The organism is Paracoccus contaminans, assembly GCF_002105555.1.
GTDB lineage: Bacteria > Pseudomonadota > Alphaproteobacteria > Rhodobacterales > Rhodobacteraceae > Paracoccus > Paracoccus contaminans.
Window position 1 is genome coordinate 646,972 of the sequence record NZ_CP020612.1, and the last position, 15,381, is coordinate 662,352.

15 protein-coding genes are annotated in these 15,381 nt (G+C 71.5%); 7 read left to right on the forward strand and 8 right to left on the reverse strand.

Annotation, left to right across the window (positions count from 1 at the left end; genetic code table 11):
* The first annotated feature begins 167 nt into the window (after positions 1 to 167).
* The 3 genes from ilvD to B0A89_RS03130 are packed head-to-tail and all read left to right on the forward strand — an operon-like array spanning position 168 to position 3,111.
* Positions 168 to 1,901, forward strand: coding sequence for a dihydroxy-acid dehydratase (ilvD, locus tag B0A89_RS03115; protein ID WP_085376881.1), 1,734 nt, complete (start codon positions 168 to 170; stop codon positions 1,899 to 1,901).
* 25 nt (positions 1,902 to 1,926) lie between these two features.
* Positions 1,927 to 2,715, forward strand: a complete 789-nt coding sequence (locus B0A89_RS14520) for a DUF6478 family protein (protein WP_157115222.1) — start codon at positions 1,927 to 1,929, stop codon at positions 2,713 to 2,715.
* 12 nt (positions 2,716 to 2,727) lie between these two features.
* Positions 2,728 to 3,111 carry a hypothetical protein gene (locus tag B0A89_RS03130; protein WP_085376884.1) on the forward strand — a complete coding sequence of 128 codons (384 nt, stop codon included), beginning with the start codon at positions 2,728 to 2,730 and terminating at the stop codon, positions 3,109 to 3,111.
* 265 nt (positions 3,112 to 3,376) lie between these two features.
* On the opposite strand, the gene B0A89_RS03135 is transcribed toward B0A89_RS03130, so the two are convergent.
* Positions 3,377 to 4,090 carry a GNAT family N-acetyltransferase gene (locus B0A89_RS03135; RefSeq protein ID WP_240558614.1) on the reverse strand — a complete coding sequence of 238 codons (714 nt, stop codon included), beginning with the start codon at positions 4,088 to 4,090 and terminating at the stop codon, positions 3,377 to 3,379.
* Positions 4,087 to 4,827 (reverse strand): competence/damage-inducible protein A, encoded by a 741-nt coding sequence (locus tag B0A89_RS03140; RefSeq protein WP_085376885.1) that lies wholly within the window; start codon positions 4,825 to 4,827, stop codon positions 4,087 to 4,089. The genes B0A89_RS03135 and B0A89_RS03140 overlap by 4 nt, the downstream gene beginning before the upstream one ends.
* A gap of 100 nt (positions 4,828 to 4,927) precedes the next feature.
* Between B0A89_RS03140 and map the strand changes: the two genes are divergently transcribed.
* Complete coding sequence (gene map / locus B0A89_RS03145) at positions 4,928 to 5,788, forward strand: type I methionyl aminopeptidase (protein WP_085376886.1); 861 nt, start codon at positions 4,928 to 4,930, stop codon at positions 5,786 to 5,788.
* 69 nt (positions 5,789 to 5,857) lie between these two features.
* On the opposite strand, the gene B0A89_RS03150 is transcribed toward map, so the two are convergent.
* The 6 genes from B0A89_RS03150 to tsaD form a co-directional block, all read right to left on the reverse strand.
* Complete coding sequence (locus tag B0A89_RS03150) at positions 5,858 to 7,639, reverse strand: ABC transporter transmembrane domain-containing protein (RefSeq protein ID WP_085376887.1); 1,782 nt, start codon at positions 7,637 to 7,639, stop codon at positions 5,858 to 5,860.
* A gap of 131 nt (positions 7,640 to 7,770) precedes the next feature.
* Positions 7,771 to 8,163 carry a DUF1761 domain-containing protein gene (locus B0A89_RS03155; RefSeq protein ID WP_169712125.1) on the reverse strand — a complete coding sequence of 131 codons (393 nt, stop codon included), beginning with the start codon at positions 8,161 to 8,163 and terminating at the stop codon, positions 7,771 to 7,773.
* Positions 8,164 to 8,168: 5 nt separating this feature from the next.
* Positions 8,169 to 8,597, reverse strand: coding sequence for an EVE domain-containing protein (locus tag B0A89_RS03160; RefSeq protein WP_085376889.1), 429 nt, complete (start codon positions 8,595 to 8,597; stop codon positions 8,169 to 8,171).
* The gene (locus tag B0A89_RS03165) at positions 8,597 to 8,866 is read right to left on the reverse strand and encodes a YciI family protein (protein WP_085376890.1); all 270 of its coding nucleotides are present in this window, start codon (positions 8,864 to 8,866) and stop codon (positions 8,597 to 8,599) included. Before B0A89_RS03165 ends, B0A89_RS03160 begins: the two co-directional genes overlap by 1 nt.
* A 3-nt stretch (positions 8,867 to 8,869) precedes the next feature.
* Positions 8,870 to 9,805 carry an NAD(P)H-dependent glycerol-3-phosphate dehydrogenase gene (locus tag B0A89_RS03170; RefSeq protein WP_085376891.1) on the reverse strand — a complete coding sequence of 312 codons (936 nt, stop codon included), beginning with the start codon at positions 9,803 to 9,805 and terminating at the stop codon, positions 8,870 to 8,872.
* Positions 9,802 to 10,866 carry a tRNA (adenosine(37)-N6)-threonylcarbamoyltransferase complex transferase subunit TsaD gene (gene tsaD / locus B0A89_RS03175; RefSeq protein ID WP_085376892.1) on the reverse strand — a complete coding sequence of 355 codons (1,065 nt, stop codon included), beginning with the start codon at positions 10,864 to 10,866 and terminating at the stop codon, positions 9,802 to 9,804. Before tsaD ends, B0A89_RS03170 begins: the two co-directional genes overlap by 4 nt.
* 60 nt (positions 10,867 to 10,926) lie before the next feature.
* Between tsaD and B0A89_RS03180 the strand changes: the two genes are divergently transcribed.
* From B0A89_RS03180 to B0A89_RS03190, 3 genes are all read left to right on the forward strand, one after another.
* The gene (locus B0A89_RS03180; protein WP_085376893.1) at positions 10,927 to 11,634 is read left to right on the forward strand and encodes a uroporphyrinogen-III synthase; all 708 of its coding nucleotides are present in this window, start codon (positions 10,927 to 10,929) and stop codon (positions 11,632 to 11,634) included.
* Positions 11,635 to 11,752: 118 nt separating this feature from the next.
* The gene (locus B0A89_RS03185; protein WP_085376894.1) at positions 11,753 to 13,435 is read left to right on the forward strand and encodes a COG4223 family protein; all 1,683 of its coding nucleotides are present in this window, start codon (positions 11,753 to 11,755) and stop codon (positions 13,433 to 13,435) included.
* 10 nt (positions 13,436 to 13,445) lie between these two features.
* Entirely contained in the window at positions 13,446 to 15,344 is a 1,899-nt protein-coding gene (locus B0A89_RS03190) for a heme biosynthesis protein HemY (protein ID WP_085378717.1), read from the forward strand.
* Positions 15,345 to 15,381 lie beyond the last annotated feature (37 nt).

Below are 15,381 nucleotides of genomic sequence, written 5' to 3' on the forward strand. Positions count from 1 at the left end.
GGCTTGCATGGTGCGGCGCGCCCGATCGTCACCGGGCGAAGGGGCAGGCCTGGCCCGGCCAAGCTAGCGGACGGCGGTTGAGAAATCCTTAAATCCGCTGGGCCGAGCCTTGCTCTTGCCGCCCCACGGCACGCGGATTATGCCCAAGGCAGCCAAAGGGGACAGCCATGCAGAACACGCGCTTCGACAAGTCGAAACTGCCCAGCCGCCATGTGACCGAGGGGCCGGCCCGTGCCGCGCATCGCAGCTATCTCTATGCGATGGGCGTGACCGAGGAGGAGATCCACCAGCCGCTGGTGGGCGTGGCCACCTGCTGGAACGAGGCCGCCCCCTGCAATATCGCGCTGAACCGGCAGGCTCAGGTCGTCAAGATGGGCGTCAAGCGCGGCGGCGGCACGCCGCGCGAGTTCACCACCATCACCGTCACCGACGGCATCGCCATGGGGCACGAGGGGATGCGCTCGTCGCTGGCGTCGCGCGACGCGATCGCGGACACGGTCGAGCTGACCATGCGCGGGCATTGCTATGACGCGCTGGTGGGGCTGGCGGGCTGTGACAAGTCGCTGCCCGGCATGATGATGGCGATGATCCGCCTGAACGTGCCGTCGGTGTTCATCTATGGCGGCTCGATCCTGCCTGGCCGCTATCAGGGCCGCGACATCACCGTGCAGGACATGTTCGAGGCGGCCGGCAAGCACGCCGCCGGGCTGATTTCCGATGCCGAACTGGACATGATGGAGCGGGTGGCCTGCCCGTCCTCGGGCGCCTGCGGGGCGCAGTACACCGCCAACACCATGGCCTGCGTGTCCGAGGCGATCGGGCTGGCGCTGCTGAACAGCTCGGGCGCGCCGGCGCCCTATGAATCGCGCGACCAGTTCTGCGACGCCTCGGGTTTCGCGGTGATGAACCTGATCGAAAAGAACATCCGCGCCCGCGACATCGTCACCCGCAAGTCGCTGGAAAACGCCGCCCGCGTCGTCGCCTGCACGGGCGGGTCGACCAATGGCGGGCTGCATCTGCCCGCGATGGCGCATGAGGCGGGGATCGATTTCGACCTGTTCGACGTCTGCGACATCTTCAAGGACACCCCCTATTTCGTGAACCTGCGCCCGGGCGGGGAATATGTCGCGAAAGACCTGTACGAGGTCGGCGGCATCCCGGTGGTGATGAAGGAACTGGCCAAGGCCGGGCTGCTGCATCTAGACTGCATGACCGCATCGGGCCGCACCCTGGGCGAGGAACTGGACCAGATCCGCGGCGAGCCGGACGGCCGCGTCATTCATCCGGTCGCAACGCCGCTGACCCCGACCGGCGGCGTTGTCGGCCTGAAAGGCAACCTTGCCCCCGACGGGGCGATCGTGAAGGTCGCCGGGATGAGCGCGGCCGAACAGGTGTTCACCGGCCCCGCCCGCGTCTTTGAATGCGAGGAGGACGCCTTTGCCGCCGTGCAGGCCCGCAGCTACAAGGAAGGCGAGGTCATCGTGATCCGCAACGAAGGCCCCGCCGGCGGGCCGGGCATGCGCGAGATGCTGGCCACCACCGCTGCCCTGTCGGGACAGGGCATGGGCAAGAAGGTCGCGTTGATCACCGACGGGCGCTTTTCGGGCGCCACGCGCGGCTTCTGCGTCGGCCATGTCGGACCCGAGGCCGCCCATGGGGGGCCGATCGCGCTGGTGCGCGATGGTGACATCATCACCCTGGATGCGGTGAACGGCACCATATCGGTCGATGTCAGCGAGGATGAACTGGCCGCCCGCAAGGCCGCCTGGGCGGGGCCGCGCCCGACCGACTATGCCTCGGGCGCCTTGTGGAAATATGCGCGGCTGGTGGGCGTTGCCCGCTATGGGGCGGTCACCCATCCCGGCGCCAAGGCCGAAACCCACATCTACATGGACCAGTGACCCCGGGCCAAAGGAAAGGCGTGACATGGCGATCCGACCCCGCCGCTGGATCAGGAACAGGTGGCGCCGCCATGCGCTTGAGGAATGGCTGCGGCTGGAGGGCGAGGCAGGACGGATGCCCCTGCGCCGCTTGCGCGTGCTGCAGGACGAGGCCCAGCAGGTGCGCCGCGCCTCGGACCGCTTTCTGACGCGCGCGCAGCTGCGGCTGGACAGCGCGCAGCGGGCGGCGGACCTGTTGAACCTGCCCCATGGGACCGACTGGCGGTGGAGGCCGTCCTTCCTGTGCGCCCCCATCTCGCCCAGCGGCATCGCCGCCCCCGCATCCCAGACGCGGCTGGGCGAGGAAGCGGCCGTCTGGCATGATTGCCCGGCCCGCGCCCTGATCCTGCGGCAGGTCGCCAACCGCAGCGCCTCGGACCTGGCCCCCTTCGGGTTGCAGCTGGAAACCCTGGGTTTCTCGGGCAGCTATCTGTCCGTCGCCGTGGACATGCCTGACAGCGCGCTGCAGGGGCTTGGCCGCTCGCACATCATCCGGCTGGACATGACGGTCAGCGTCGAGCGGCCGATCAGCATCTATGGCCGGCTGAATGTCGGCCATGGCCCGAACACCGACGAGCTGCTGCGCCATCTGGGCGATCTGACACCGGGCCTGCTGGCGGAAACAAAGACGATCGAGTTCGATCTCTACTATATCGAGATGAACGAGAAGCGGCTGCACAAGCTGTGGCTCGACATCATCTTCGAGGCGCCGCAGATGAACGCGGTGCGCATCCGCGACCTGTTCCTGTCGCGTCATCTGCGCGCGGACGTGTAAGGGGACGGGGCGATGAGCGAGACATTCACCTCACTGGGGCTGAAGGGCGGCGTCTGGGAAGGCAGCCTGCGGGGCGAGACGCCGCCCACGCGGATCGTGCTGACGCTGCACGGGCGCACCGTCGCCCCCGTCGAGATCAGCCCCCAGGGGCCTGAGCTGTGGCGCGTGCGCGCGGTGCTGCCAGCCGATACGCTGTCGGATGGGGCGCAGACCTACATGCTGATCGCCGATGATGGCGACGGGACTGAGGCGCCGCGGCCCGGCGCGGTGCGGCTGGCCAAGCTGCCGCTGCTGGCGGGCGAGGCGCTGCAAGAGGATCTGCGTGCCGAGATCGACCTGCTGCGCGCCGAGATCGACCTCATCAAGCGCGAGTTCCGGCGGCTGGCGACCGGCTGAGCGGCGCAGCGGCCGCAGCGCGCAAGCAGGCGTCATGCTGCCCGCCCTGTCCTGCCCTGCACTGCCCTGCACTGCCCTGCCCTGCCCTGCACTGCCCTGACACCGCCGCGCGCGGCCATGCGCCTGCGATCTGTGCTCCGCCTGGCGCCCTTGGGGTGCGGCATCGTTCCGCAAGGCGGGCGATGCGGGGGCCGCGCAGGTCTGCGCCCCTTGGGATGGCTGCGCGGCGGTCGCCCGTGCAGGGGCAGGCAGCCCTGCCCCGCCCTCAGCCCTTGCGCCAATAGTGATAGCGCGCCAGCCGCTCGAATCCGGCCGCATCGTAAAGCGCCCGCGCGGCGCCGTTCGCCTCGCTCACGGCGAGAACCAGCACGGCGGCATCATGGCGCGCGGCAAAGCGGGCGGCGCGGCGCATCATCCAGGCGCCCAGCCCCTTGCGCCGCCAGCGCGGCAGCACCGCCAGCGCGTGCAGCATGGCAACCGGCCCATGCACCGCGGCAAAGGCGGCCCCCGCGGCGCGGTCCTCGATCCGGCCCAGGATCGCCGCCTTGGGCGCGTAGGCCCTTTCCATCACCGCCTGCCGGGCCGGCCCGATGCCCGCCTCGGCCCATAGCACCCGCTGAATGGCAAGGGGCGGCCATGCCTCGATTGCCGTCACTGGCGGAATCGCCCCGCCTGCCAGGCGTTCGACCGGGCAGTGCAGGATCAGCGTCGGATCGCTCGCCTGATAACCCTGGGCCTGCAACGCCGCCGCCAGCGCGCTGTCGGCATCATCGACGGAAAAGAGGGGCGGCTGGTCCCATGCGGCGTGCTGGCCTTCAACCGCCGGAATATCGGCCGCGTCCCATGGCCCGATGGCGCGGGCCGCGCTGACGCGGCCGCCCCCGCCCATGCCGCGTCCGACGCGGAACCCGCCGATCTGCGCATGGTCCGCCGCGGGCCATGTGGCCTGCCACGCGGCGGCGATGGCCGGCGCGATCACAGCGAAAGCCGGTTCCGCAACGCGGCGGCCGCCTGTTCAACCCGCGCCTCGTCCAGGCCGCGCAGCACCAGGTTGGTCCCGAAGCCTCCATCCTCGCGGAAGGGATAGCTGCCCAGCGACAGGTCGGGAAAATCGGCCGCGACGGCACGCAGCCCTTCGGCGATTTCCGATTCGGGGCGGTCCACCCTTATCGTCAGGCTGACCGGGGGCCGGCCGGGGTTCAGGCGCGGGATCAGCGCCTCGACCATGCTGCGGAACACCGAGGGCACCCCGGCCATCACATGCGCGCCGCCGATGGAAAAGCCGGGCGCGGCCGATTCGGCATTCTCGATCAGCGTCGCGCCGACGGGGATGCGCGCCATGCGCAGGCGCGAAGGGGTGATCTCGGTGCCAAGGCGGCTCCAGCGTTCTTCCATCATGCGCCGGGCCTCGGGGTTGATCTCGATCGACGTGCCATAGGCATCGGCCACCGCATCGGCGGTGATGTCGTCATGGGTCGGCCCGATCCCGCCCGAGGTGAACACCATGTCCCAGGCTCCGCCGATCGCCTTGTCAAGCGCCGACAGCGCCGCGACGATCGCGCCGTGGTCATCGGCGACGACGCGGATTTCCCGCAGGTCGATGCCGATGCCGTTCAGGATGCCGGCAAGGTGATGGGCGTTCAGGTCGCGGGTGCGGCCCGAAAGGATCTCGTCCCCGATCAGCAGGATCGCGGCGGTCGGATTGTCGGATTGCATCGGATACCTTTTTCTTTGCGGGCCATAATGCGCGCGCGCGGGGCTGGAACAAGGGCTGCGCCGGGTCTATCTGCCCGATATGAGGGGAAAGGACGACGCCATGAACCACCCGCGCACCACCCGCGAAGGCATCCGCATCCATGCGACCGGCGATTTCGCGGGAATGCGCGCGGCAGGGGCGGCGGTGGCGCAGATCCTCGATGAGGTCGGCCCGCTGGTGCAGCCGGGCGTGACCACCGGGGCGCTGGACGATTTCATCCGCGGCCGCGTCCATGCCCTGGGCGCCACCAGCGCGACCATCGGCTATCGCGGATACCAGCATGCCAGCTGCATCAGTGTGAACCATGTCGTCTGCCATGGCATTCCCGGCCAGGCCATCCCCAAGGGCCGGGACGAGACGATCTCGCGCGATCTGGAAAAGCGGCGCGACAGCGATGCCCTGCTGCCCGGAGACATCCTCAACATCGACGTGACGGTGATCCTTGACGGCTGGTTCGGCGACAGCTCGCGCATGTATGTCGCGGGCGAGCCCTCCGCCCGCGCCCGCCGGCTGATCCAGGTGACCCATGATTCGCTGATGAAGGGCATCGAGGCGGTGCGTCCGGGCAATACCTTCGGCGATATCGGCGCCGTGATCCAGGCCCATGCCGAATCGCACGGCATGTCGGTCGTGCGCGATTTCTGCGGGCACGGGATCGGGCGGGTGTTCCATGCCCCGCCGAACGTGCTGCATTATGGCAAGGCCGGCAAGGGACCGATGCTGGAGGAAGGCATGTTCTTCACCATCGAGCCGATGCTGAACCTTGGCCGCGCGGAAACGCATGTGCTGGCCGATGACTGGACCGCCGTCACCCGCGACAAGTCGCTGTCGGCCCAGTTCGAGCATGCCGTGGGCGTCACTGCGGATGGATGCGAGATCTTTACCCTGTCCCCCGCGGGCCATTTCTATCCGGCGATCTAGGCCGCGCGCCGCAGCGGGGGTTTTGCACCCCCGCACCCCCGCAGGATATTTCCGTGCAGAAGAACCCCGTCAGGCCGCGCCGTCGGTGAACTGCAACCGCGCCAGCCGGGCATAAAGGCCGCCTTCGGCCACCAGCTCGTCATGGGTGCCCTGCTGAACGATGCGCCCGCCATCCATCACGATGATGCGCCCTGCCTTTTTCACCGTTGCCAGGCGATGGGCGATGATGATCGTGGTGCGCCCTTGGGCGAGGGCGTCGATGGCATCCTGAACCAGCCGCTCGGACTGGGCGTCGAGGGCGCTCGTCGCCTCGTCCAGCAGCAGGATGGGGGCGTCGCGCAGCATCGCGCGGGCGATGGCGATGCGCTGCCTTTGCCCGCCAGACAGCATCACGCCGCGTTCGCCCAGCGGCGCATCATAGCCGCCCGGCAGGGCGGCAAGGAAATCATGCGCATTCGCGGCGCGCGCTGCGGCCTCGACCTGGGCATCGGTGGCGTCTGGGTTGCCAAAGCGGATATTCTCGCGCGCCGTGGCGGCGAAGATCACGGGGTCCTGCGGGACCAGGGCGATGGCGCGGCGGAAATCGGCCCGCGCCATGCGCCACAGGTCGATGCCATCGATCGAGACGCTGCCCGAGGCCGGATCCCAGAACCGCAGGATCATCTGCACGATGGTTGTCTTGCCCGCCCCCGACGGGCCGACCAGCGCCACCGTCTCGCCCGGACGGATCGCCAGGGTCACATCGTCCAGCGCCGCCGCATCGGGGCGCGAGGGATAGCGGAAGGTCACGTCCGCCAGGTCGATCTGCCCGCGCACCGGGCGGGGCAGCGGCAGGGGCGCGGGCGGATCGGCCAGTGCGTCCTCTGTCGCAAGCAGCTCGCCCAGGCGCTCGGTCGCGCCGGCGGCGCGCTGCAGCTCGCCCCATATCTCGGACAGGGCGCCGACGGAACCGGCGACCATGATCGAATAGATGACGAACTGCACCAGTTCGCCCACGCTCATCGCGCCGGCGCGCACGTCGCGGGCGCCGATCCACAGCACGCCGATGACGCCCGAGAAGATCAGCAGGATCACCGCCGCCGTCATCACGGCGCGCACGCGGATGCGCCGGGCCGCCGACGCAAAGGACCGTTCGGTCACCTCGGCAAAGGCGGCGCGCATCGCATCCTCGGCCGTGAAGGCCTGCACCGTCTGGGCCGCCAGCAGGCTTTCCGAGGCGCTGCCCGCCGAGGCGGCGATCCAGTCCTGGTTTTCGCGCGACAGACCGCGCAGGCGGCGGCCAAGGCCGATGATCGGCACCAGCACCACCGGCACGATCAGCAGCATCAACCCCGTCAGCTTGGCCGAGGTCAGCAGCAGCATCGCCATGCCCCCCGCCGCCACCAGCATCTGCCGCAGCGCCAGCGACACCGTCGAGCCGATCACCGACAGGATCAGCGTCGTGTCGGTGGTGATGCGGCTGATGATCTCGCCCGTCATCACCCGTTCGTAGAAGGTAGGGGACAGGCCGATGACCCGGCCGAAGACCGCCCGCCGGATATCGGCGACGACCCGTTCGCCCAGCCGCGTGACCAGCGCATAGCGCAGCGCCGTGCCCATCGCGAGCAGCGCCGCAATTCCCAGCGCGGCGACGAAATACTGATCCAGCAGCCGCGCCCCCAGATCGAAGCCGTCCACGATCCGCCGCACCGCCACGGGCAGCACGAGGCTGATCCCCGCCGTCACCAGCAGCGCCGCCAGCGCCCCCGCCAGCAGCAGGCGATAGGGCCGCACAAAGGGCCAAAGCGCCCGGAGCGCGCCGATACGGCGGGTTGTCGGACGATCCGCGATCACCTTGGGGCTGCGGGCCATTGGGGTCTCGATTCTGCTGGATTGTGCTGGGAACAGGTCTTGGCGCGAGGCCGGCATGGATTAGGCCCTTGGCGGCAGGCCGGCAAGCGAGGGCCGCGCCGCCCCCGTCACCCTGGCGCGGGCGGCAGGGCTCAGATGGCGCCCATGACGACGCCGATCAGGGCGCAGGTCATCATCGCATGGCCCATGTCCACCAGCGTCATGATCATCGGCCGGGGGGAATAGGTGTTGGCGATCACGAACCAGGGCGCCACGACCGCGGCCCCGATGCCAAGGCCCCAGCCAAGCCCCGCCATGATCCCGTCGATCCCGGCGCGCAGGAACAGCACCCGCATCATCGCCGCCACCGCAACCAGCGCCACCCCCGCCAGCAGATAGGGCGTGACCGAGCGTGACAGAGGGTGGCCGGTATTGCGCACCTGCAGGGCCGAGGATTCGCCATAGATGCGGTCCGTCAGCCGGTACCAGATCGCCCCGGCGACCCAGGCCAGGATCGCGGCGGCGATGACGATCAGCAGCTCCATGAAGTTCAGTCCTTTGCGGCAGGTGTGGCGGCGCGTTCCAGGATCGCGTCCCATTCGGCATCGGTCACCGGCTGGACCGACAGGCGCGAATTGCGCACAAGCACCATGTCCGAAAACCGCGGGTCGGCCTTGATCTCGGACAAGGTCACGGGCCGCTCCAGCGGTCTGACCGCGCGCAGGTCCACGCATTCCCAGCGGGGATCGTCGGCGGTGCTGTCGGGATGGGCCTCGGCGATCACCTCGACGATGCCGACCGCCTCCTTCCCGATATTCGAGTGATAGAAGAAGCCCTGATCGCCGATCTTCATCTGCCGCATGATGTTGCGCGCCTGAACCGAGCGCACGCCGTTCCATTCCTCGCCCGCCTCGCCCCGGGCGAGCAGATCGTCCCAGGAAAACGCGTCCGGTTCGGACTTGAACAGCCAGCGCGCCATCAGATGACCTTGCGCCATTCGATCACCTCGACCGAGGCGAAAAGGCCCGCAGCCCGGTAGGGATCGCCCGCGGCCCATTGCTGCGCGCCCTCAAGGCCGTCCGCCTCGATCACGATCAGCGAGCCGCGCATCTCGCCCCCCTCAATCAGGGGGCCGGCCATGCGCACGAGGCCCTTTTCCTGCAGCCAGCCCAGATGCGCGGCGCGCGTGTCGATGCGGGTCTGCAGCGCGCCGGGCCTGTCCCGGCAGATGACAGCGAACAGCGGCAAGGGTCATTCCTCTTTCAGGGGGCGGGCCATCAACAGGTCCATCGCCTGTTTAACGTCGATGCGGCCCTCGGCAAGCCCTGCGATCAGGGTCGAGATCGGCATCTCGACCGCCCGTGCCGCGGCGATGCGCGCCACCGCCCGCGCGGTCGCCGCGCCCTCGACCGTCACCGCAGGATCGAAGGGCGCGCCGCGGCCCAGCGCCAGGCCGAAGCGGAAGTTGCGCGAGCCTTCGGAGGTCGCGGTCAGGATCAGGTCGCCCAGGCCCGACAGCCCGGCCAGCGTGTCCGGCAAGGCCCCGTGCAGGGCGGCAAAGCGCGTCATCTCGGCAAAGCCGCGGCCGATGATCGCGGCGCGCGCGCTGTCGCCCAGCCCCGCGCCGATCGCCGCGCCCGCCGCGATTGCGATGACGTTCTTGAGCGCGCCGCCCAGTTCGGCCCCGGTCACGTCGGCGGTGCGGTAAAGCCGCAGGGCGGGCGTGGACAGCTGGTGCTGCAACGCATGTCCCGTCGCCGCGTCGGCGCAGGCCAGCGTCAGGGCGGTGGGCAGGCCGCGCGCGATGTCGGCGGCAAAGCTGGGACCGGTCAGCACCGCGACGGTGGATGCGGGACAGGCCGCCGCCAGCAGCCCCGCGGGCGAGCGTCCGGATGCCAGGTCGATGCCCTTGGCGCAGCTGACCAGGGTGCGGCCGTTCAGGGCGCGGGCGTGATCGTCAAGAAACCGCCCCAGCGCCTGTGCGGGAACGGCGAGCAACAGCGTCTGCGCGCCGTCGGGCATGCCTTGGGTGACGCGCACCTGTCCGGGCAGCATGACGCCCGGCAGCAGCGGGTTTTCCTCGCGCCAGCCGATCCGGCGGCCCCACAGCGTCACCGGCCCGCGCACCGACAGGGCCACGGCAAGGGCGGTGCCGAAGGCCCCCGCGCCGAGGACTGCGACACTCATGCCTTGGCGCCGCGCTTGCCTGCGCCCAGCATGGGCGCTGCGGCCGTGTCGAGCGGCCAGCGGGGGCGGGCCGCCAGATCCATGCCGTCGCGGCGGCCCAGGCTGAACCGCTCGATCCCGGCCCAGGCGATCATCGCGGCATTGTCGGTGCACAGCGCCAGTGGCGGGGCGAGGAACCGCACGCCCGTATCGGCCGCAACTGTTTCCAGCGCCGCCCGGATCGCCCCGTTGGCCGCCACGCCCCCCGCCACCGCAAGCACCGGCACCTCGGCCAGCGCCAGCGCGCGGCGGGTCTTTTCGGCCAGCACCTCGGCCACCGCGGCCTGAAAGGCGGCGCAGATGTCGGCCCGGACCGCGCGGCGCAGGCCGCCATCGCGCGCGATCGCCTCGTCACGGGCGCGCAGCACCGCGGTTTTCAGCCCCGAAAAGCTCAGATCGCAGCCCGGCCTGTCAAGCAGCGGGCGCGGCAGCCCGATAGCGCGGGGATCGCCTGATGCCGCCTCGGCCTCGACCGCCGGGCCGCCGGGCTGGGACAGGCCCAGCAGCTTGGCGACCTTGTCGAAGGCCTCGCCCGGTGCGTCGTCGATGGTCCCGCCGAGACGGGCGAAATCCTCAGGCCCCGCCACCCGCAGGAATTGGCAGTGCCCGCCAGACACAAGCAGCATCAGATAGGGAAAGCCGATGCCGTCCGTCAGGCGCGGGGTCAGCGCGTGCCCGGCCAGGTGGTTGACCCCGACCAGCGGCAGGCCGGACCCGGCGGCAAGCCCCTTGGCCAGCATCACCCCCGCCATGACCCCGCCGATCAGCCCCGGCCCGGCCGTCACCGCGATCGCATCCAGCGCGCCCAGCCGCAGGCCGGCCTGCGCCAGCGCGGCCTCGACGCACAGGTCCAGACGCTCGGCATGGGCGCGGGCGGCAATTTCGGGGACGACCCCGCCAAAGGCGGCATGCAGCGCCGTCTGCCCTGACACGACCGAGGACAGGATGCGCCGCTCGGCCGTCACGACGGCGGCGGCGGTGTCGTCGCAGCTGCTTTCGATGCCCAGGACGGTCAGGGTCATGGTTGAAATCGCGGGTTGGAACGGCTTATCCCCGCCTAGCACCGGCAGCAGGAAAACGCCATGCAGACCGCCCCCCCTGCCCATGACCCAGCCGCGCCCGTCATCCTCGTCACCCGGCCCGAGGCGGCGGGCCGGCGCTTTGCGGGGCAGATTGCCGATCTGGGCCTGCGGATCGTGCTGGCCCCGCTGATGCGGATCGTTCCCGTGCCCCATGACGCCGCGCTCATCGAGGCGGCGGGCGGGCTGGTCCTGACATCGGAAAACGCGGTGCCCCATGCCGGGCAGGGGCGCGGGCGGCCCGCCATCTGCGTGGGGCCGCGCACCGCGGCGGCTGCCCGTGCCGCGGGCTTTGCGGTGCGCGAGGGGCCGGGCGACGCGGCCGGGATGATGCCGATGCTGGAGGGCCTTGGCCCCGGCTGGCTGCACCTGCGCGGGGTCAGGGCCGCGGCCGAACTGCCGGTCCCTGCCATCATCGTCTATGACCAGCAGCCATTGCCGCCGGGCGCCGGGGCGGCGGCGGTGCTGGGCGGGACGGCGCCGGTGATCCTGCCGCTGTTCTCGCCGCGCAGCGCGGCTCTGGCGGCACTGGCGGCGCGGGGCGCGGCGGCGCCGCTGTGGATCGTGCCCATCAGCGCCGCGGCGGGGGCGGCATGGGACAGCGCCGCCGCATCCGCCGGCCTGCCCGCCCCTGCCCGCCGGCTGACGGCCTGCCGGCCCGATGCGGCCGCCATGCGCGCGGCCATCGCCCGGCTTGCCGCCGCCGCTTGAGCAGAGGAACGCCCGCCTCTAGTGTGATCACCGTTCCGGCATCCAAATGCCGGGCTTTTGCGTTCAGAACTATCGCCTGCGGATTTTCGCCGCCTGCGCTTGAAGGGATTGCCGCGCCATGACCGACCGCCCCGACCCCGTTGACGGCACCCCCCGCCCCCGGCCTGCCCCGGCGGGCAGCGTGGTGGACATGCGCGATGCCCCCCCTGCCGCCGCGCGCCCCGGCACCCCGAATGCCGCGCCGGCCGAGCCGGCCCCGCCGATCGGCTCCACCCTGGTGGGCAAACAGGGCGCGGGCCTGCCCCCGATGCAGCCGCGCGGCGCGGAGGCGGACAAGACGGCGGCCGCGGGCCAGGCCGACGAGCCGCACCCCCTGCCCCCGGCCCCCCCGCAAGAGAGCCTGATGCAAGAGAACCCGATTCAACGGACCACGTCCGCACCCGACCGGCCTGCACCGCCTGCCGGGCGGCCTGCCCCTGCCCCTGCCCCTGCCCCTGCCCCTGCCGCCGCCGCGCCGCGCCGTGGCGGGTTTGCACCATTGTTCCTGGGCGGGGTGGTGGCCGCCGGCCTTGGCGCAGGGGCGGCATGGTGGGCGATTCCCCGCCTTCCCCCGGCCTGGCGCCCGGCGCCGGCCGCTGTCCCCGCGATCGATACCGCGGCGCTGACCGAGGCCGCCGTGACGGCGGCGCGGGCCGACATGGACCGGCGCGCCGCAGATCTGGAAAGCCGCGCGGCAGCGGCCGCAACCCAGGCCGCCCGCCAGGCCGCCGCCGAGGCGGCAAGCCAGGCGGCAGGGGCCGGCCTTTCCAGTGAATCGCTGGTCGAGCAGGCCCGTCAGGCCGGATCGGAAGCAGCCGCCCGCCTGATCGCCGAAGGCGCGGCAAGCGGGCAGGCCGACGGCACCCTTTCGGCCGCGCTGGCCGCACAGGCGCAACAGCTTGCCGCGCTCGACCAGCGGGTCGCCGCCTTGGCCGAACGGCCCCAGCCCGCAGCGCCCGCGGTGGACCTCGCGCCGATACGCCAGCAGCTTGACCAGCTGGCGCAGCGGCCGGTGCTGGATCCGGCAGCGGCCGAACGGCTCGCCCGGCTTGCCGAGGAGGCAGATGCGGCCACCGCCCGCATCGACCAGGCCGCCGCCACGGCAGAGCAGCGCCTGCGCGATGCCGAAAGCCGCGCCGCCGCGCTGGGCGAGGCCGCCGACGCGGCAGCGCGCCGCGCCCGCGCCGCCGCCGCGGCCGCCGCGCTGGGCGAGGCCGTGCAGACCGGCAGCCCGCGCGCCGAGGCGCTGGCGCAGCTGCAGGAGGCGGGGGTTCAGCCGCCCGCCGCGCTGACCGCCGACATCCCGACGCTGGAGGCCCTGGCGGCCGATTTTCCGGCCGCCGCCCGCGCGGCGCTGCGTGCCGACCTGCGCAGCGCCGCCGCCGGGGGGACAGGCAGTGTCATCGGAAACTTTCTGCGCGCGCAGACCGGCGCGCGTTCGGTCGCGCCGCGGACGGGAACGGATGCCGACGCGGTGCTGTCGCGCGCGCAGGACGCGGTGCAGCGCGGCGCGATCGGCAAGGCGCTGACCGAGCTTGAGGCGCTGCCCGCCGCGGCGCGTCCGGCGATGCAGCCATGGATCAACCGCGCGCGTCGCTATGCCGACGCACAGGCGGCCCTGACGAGCCTGAGCGCGCCGCAGGACGCGCAGCCCGCTGCGTCCGAACCGGGCGGCCCGGCATCCGCCCCGCCGACGCCTGCCCCCGCCGTCGACAATGCTGGCGCCGGTGCCCCTGCTGCCCCTGCCGCCCCGTCCAATTGAGGGTCTTGCGATGCTGCTCACGCTTCTGAAGGTCACCTTCTTCTTCGGCATCGTCCTTGCGGCGGCGCTGGGGGCGGTGCATCTGGCCGAAAACGGCCATCCGCTGACCCTGCAGTTCAACGGTGTCGAATACACGCTGGGGCCTGTGCAAGCCGCAGTCGCGGCCATCGTGCTGGTGCTGGGGGCGTGGCTGCTGGTGCAGGTGCTGCGGCTGGCGCTGGCCTTCCTGCGCTTTCTGGCCGGCGACCGCACCGCCATCGACCGCTATTTCGACCGCTCGCGCGAGCGCAAGGGATACCGCGCCCTGGCCGAGGGGATGCTGGCCGTCGCCTCGGGCGAGGGGCGGCTGGCGCAGGATCAGGCGGCACGCGCGGCCAAGTATCTGGGCCAGCCGCATGTGACCAACGTGCTGGCCGCCCAGGCCGCCGAGGTGGCCGGCGACGCTGCCGGGGCCGAGCGGATCTATCGCGACATGCTGGCCGATGGCCGCACCCGCTTTGTCGGCATCCGCGGGCTGATGCAGCAGCGCCTGGCCCTGGGCGACACGGCGACGGCGCTGCAGCTGGCGCAGAAGGCCTATGCGCTCAAGCCCGCGCATGGGGCGTTGCAGGATACGCTGCTGGGGCTGCAGACGCGGGCGCATGACTGGAAGGGCGCGCGCCAGACGCTCAAGGACAAGCGCCGGCAGGGGACGCTGCCGCAGGACGTGCATCTGCGGCGCGACGCTGTTCTCGCCCTGCAGGAGGCATCCGAGGTGCTGGCGCAGGGCAATTCGATCAGCGCCCGCGAGGCGGCGATCAGCGCCAACCGCGCCTCGCCCGACCTGGTGCCGGCCGCGGTGCTGGCCGCGCGCAGCTATATGGCGCAGAAGGATCCCCGCAATGCCAGCCGCCTGCTGCAAAAGGCATGGGCGGCCCAGCCGCATCCCTCGCTGGCCGCGGCCTATGCCGAGATCGTGCCTGATGAGACCCCGGCCCAACGGCTGCGCCGGTTCGAGGACCTGGTCCGCCAGCGCCCCGAGGACGCCGAATCGCGCCTGCTCAAGGCCGAACTGGCCCTTGCGGCCGAGGATTTCCCCGGCGCCCGCCGCGCCCTGGGCGATCTGGCCGAAACCCATCCGACCACCCGTTCGCTGGCCATCATGGCGGCGGTCGAACGGGGCGAGGGCGCCGATGACAGCATCGTGCGCGGCTGGCTGGCGCGGGCGATGAATGCCAGCCGCGGCCCCCAATGGGTCTGCGACAACTGCCACAACGTGATGGCGGAATGGGCCCCGGTCTGCGACAGCTGCGGCGGGTTCGACACGCTTGCCTGGCGCGAGCCGCCGGTGATGCGCAGCATGGCCACGGCAGGCAACGGGGTCGAGATGCTGCCGCTGATCGTCGGGCGCCCCGCGATGAGCGAGGATCACGCCGAGGAGGCCTTTGCCGAAGGCGATGCCTATGCCAAGAGGACCCATTCCCCCCGCCACCTGCCCGCACCGACCGCGGGGCAGGATCGGGCCGGCACTGCCCGGCGCGCGCATGAGGTGCCTTTGGTGGCGCCCGGCATGGTGCCGCGCGAATCGGACTATGCCCCCTCGGTGACGATCACCGACCCCGAACCGCCGCGCCACCGCGCCCATCCTGCCCCTGCCCGGCCGGCGGTGAGCGTGACCGTCACCGAGGTTGCGCCAGAGCCGCCTCATGCGCCCGAAACCGCCGGGGCGGGAGCCGCCCCCCACGAAGCCGCAGCCCCGTCCCCTGCCGGGGCGGCTGCGGAGCATCCTGCCGCCGGTTCGGCCCCCGGCGCGGGGGCGCCTTCGGCCCATGGCTCTGCTGCCCCGAGGGAGGACAGCCCCGGCAACCCGCCGGTGCGCCCGGATGTAGAACCCCCAACCGACGAAGGCCGTGGAACGGATTTGCGCTGACCCCCTTTTCCCTGGCGCGGGAAGGTGCTAACCGACC

Bases quoted from the DNA above. Each gene is read 5' to 3' on its own strand.
- B0A89_RS03150 (WP_085376887.1), bottom strand. From the start codon at position 7,639: ATGGCCCGCAGCCCCAAGGTGATCGCGGATCGTCCGACAACCCGCCGT.
- ilvD (WP_085376881.1), top strand. From the start codon at position 168: ATGCAGAACACGCGCTTCGACAAGTCGAAACTGCCCAGCCGCCATGTG.
- B0A89_RS03180 (WP_085376893.1), top strand. From the start codon at position 10,927: ATGCAGACCGCCCCCCCTGCCCATGACCCAGCCGCGCCCGTCATCCTC.
- B0A89_RS03160 (WP_085376889.1), bottom strand. From the start codon at position 8,597: ATGGCGCGCTGGCTGTTCAAGTCCGAACCGGACGCGTTTTCCTGGGAC.
- B0A89_RS03140 (WP_085376885.1), bottom strand. From the start codon at position 4,827: ATGCAATCCGACAATCCGACCGCCGCGATCCTGCTGATCGGGGACGAG.
- B0A89_RS03185 (WP_085376894.1), top strand. From the start codon at position 11,753: ATGACCGACCGCCCCGACCCCGTTGACGGCACCCCCCGCCCCCGGCCT.
- B0A89_RS14520 (WP_157115222.1), top strand. From the start codon at position 1,927: ATGGCGATCCGACCCCGCCGCTGGATCAGGAACAGGTGGCGCCGCCAT.
- B0A89_RS03190 (WP_085378717.1), top strand. From the start codon at position 13,446: ATGCTGCTCACGCTTCTGAAGGTCACCTTCTTCTTCGGCATCGTCCTT.
- B0A89_RS03155 (WP_169712125.1), bottom strand. From the start codon at position 8,163: ATGGAGCTGCTGATCGTCATCGCCGCCGCGATCCTGGCCTGGGTCGCC.
- map (WP_085376886.1), top strand. From the start codon at position 4,928: ATGAACCACCCGCGCACCACCCGCGAAGGCATCCGCATCCATGCGACC.
- tsaD (WP_085376892.1), bottom strand. From the start codon at position 10,866: ATGACCCTGACCGTCCTGGGCATCGAAAGCAGCTGCGACGACACCGCC.
- B0A89_RS03130 (WP_085376884.1), top strand. From the start codon at position 2,728: ATGAGCGAGACATTCACCTCACTGGGGCTGAAGGGCGGCGTCTGGGAA.
- B0A89_RS03170 (WP_085376891.1), bottom strand. From the start codon at position 9,805: ATGAGTGTCGCAGTCCTCGGCGCGGGGGCCTTCGGCACCGCCCTTGCC.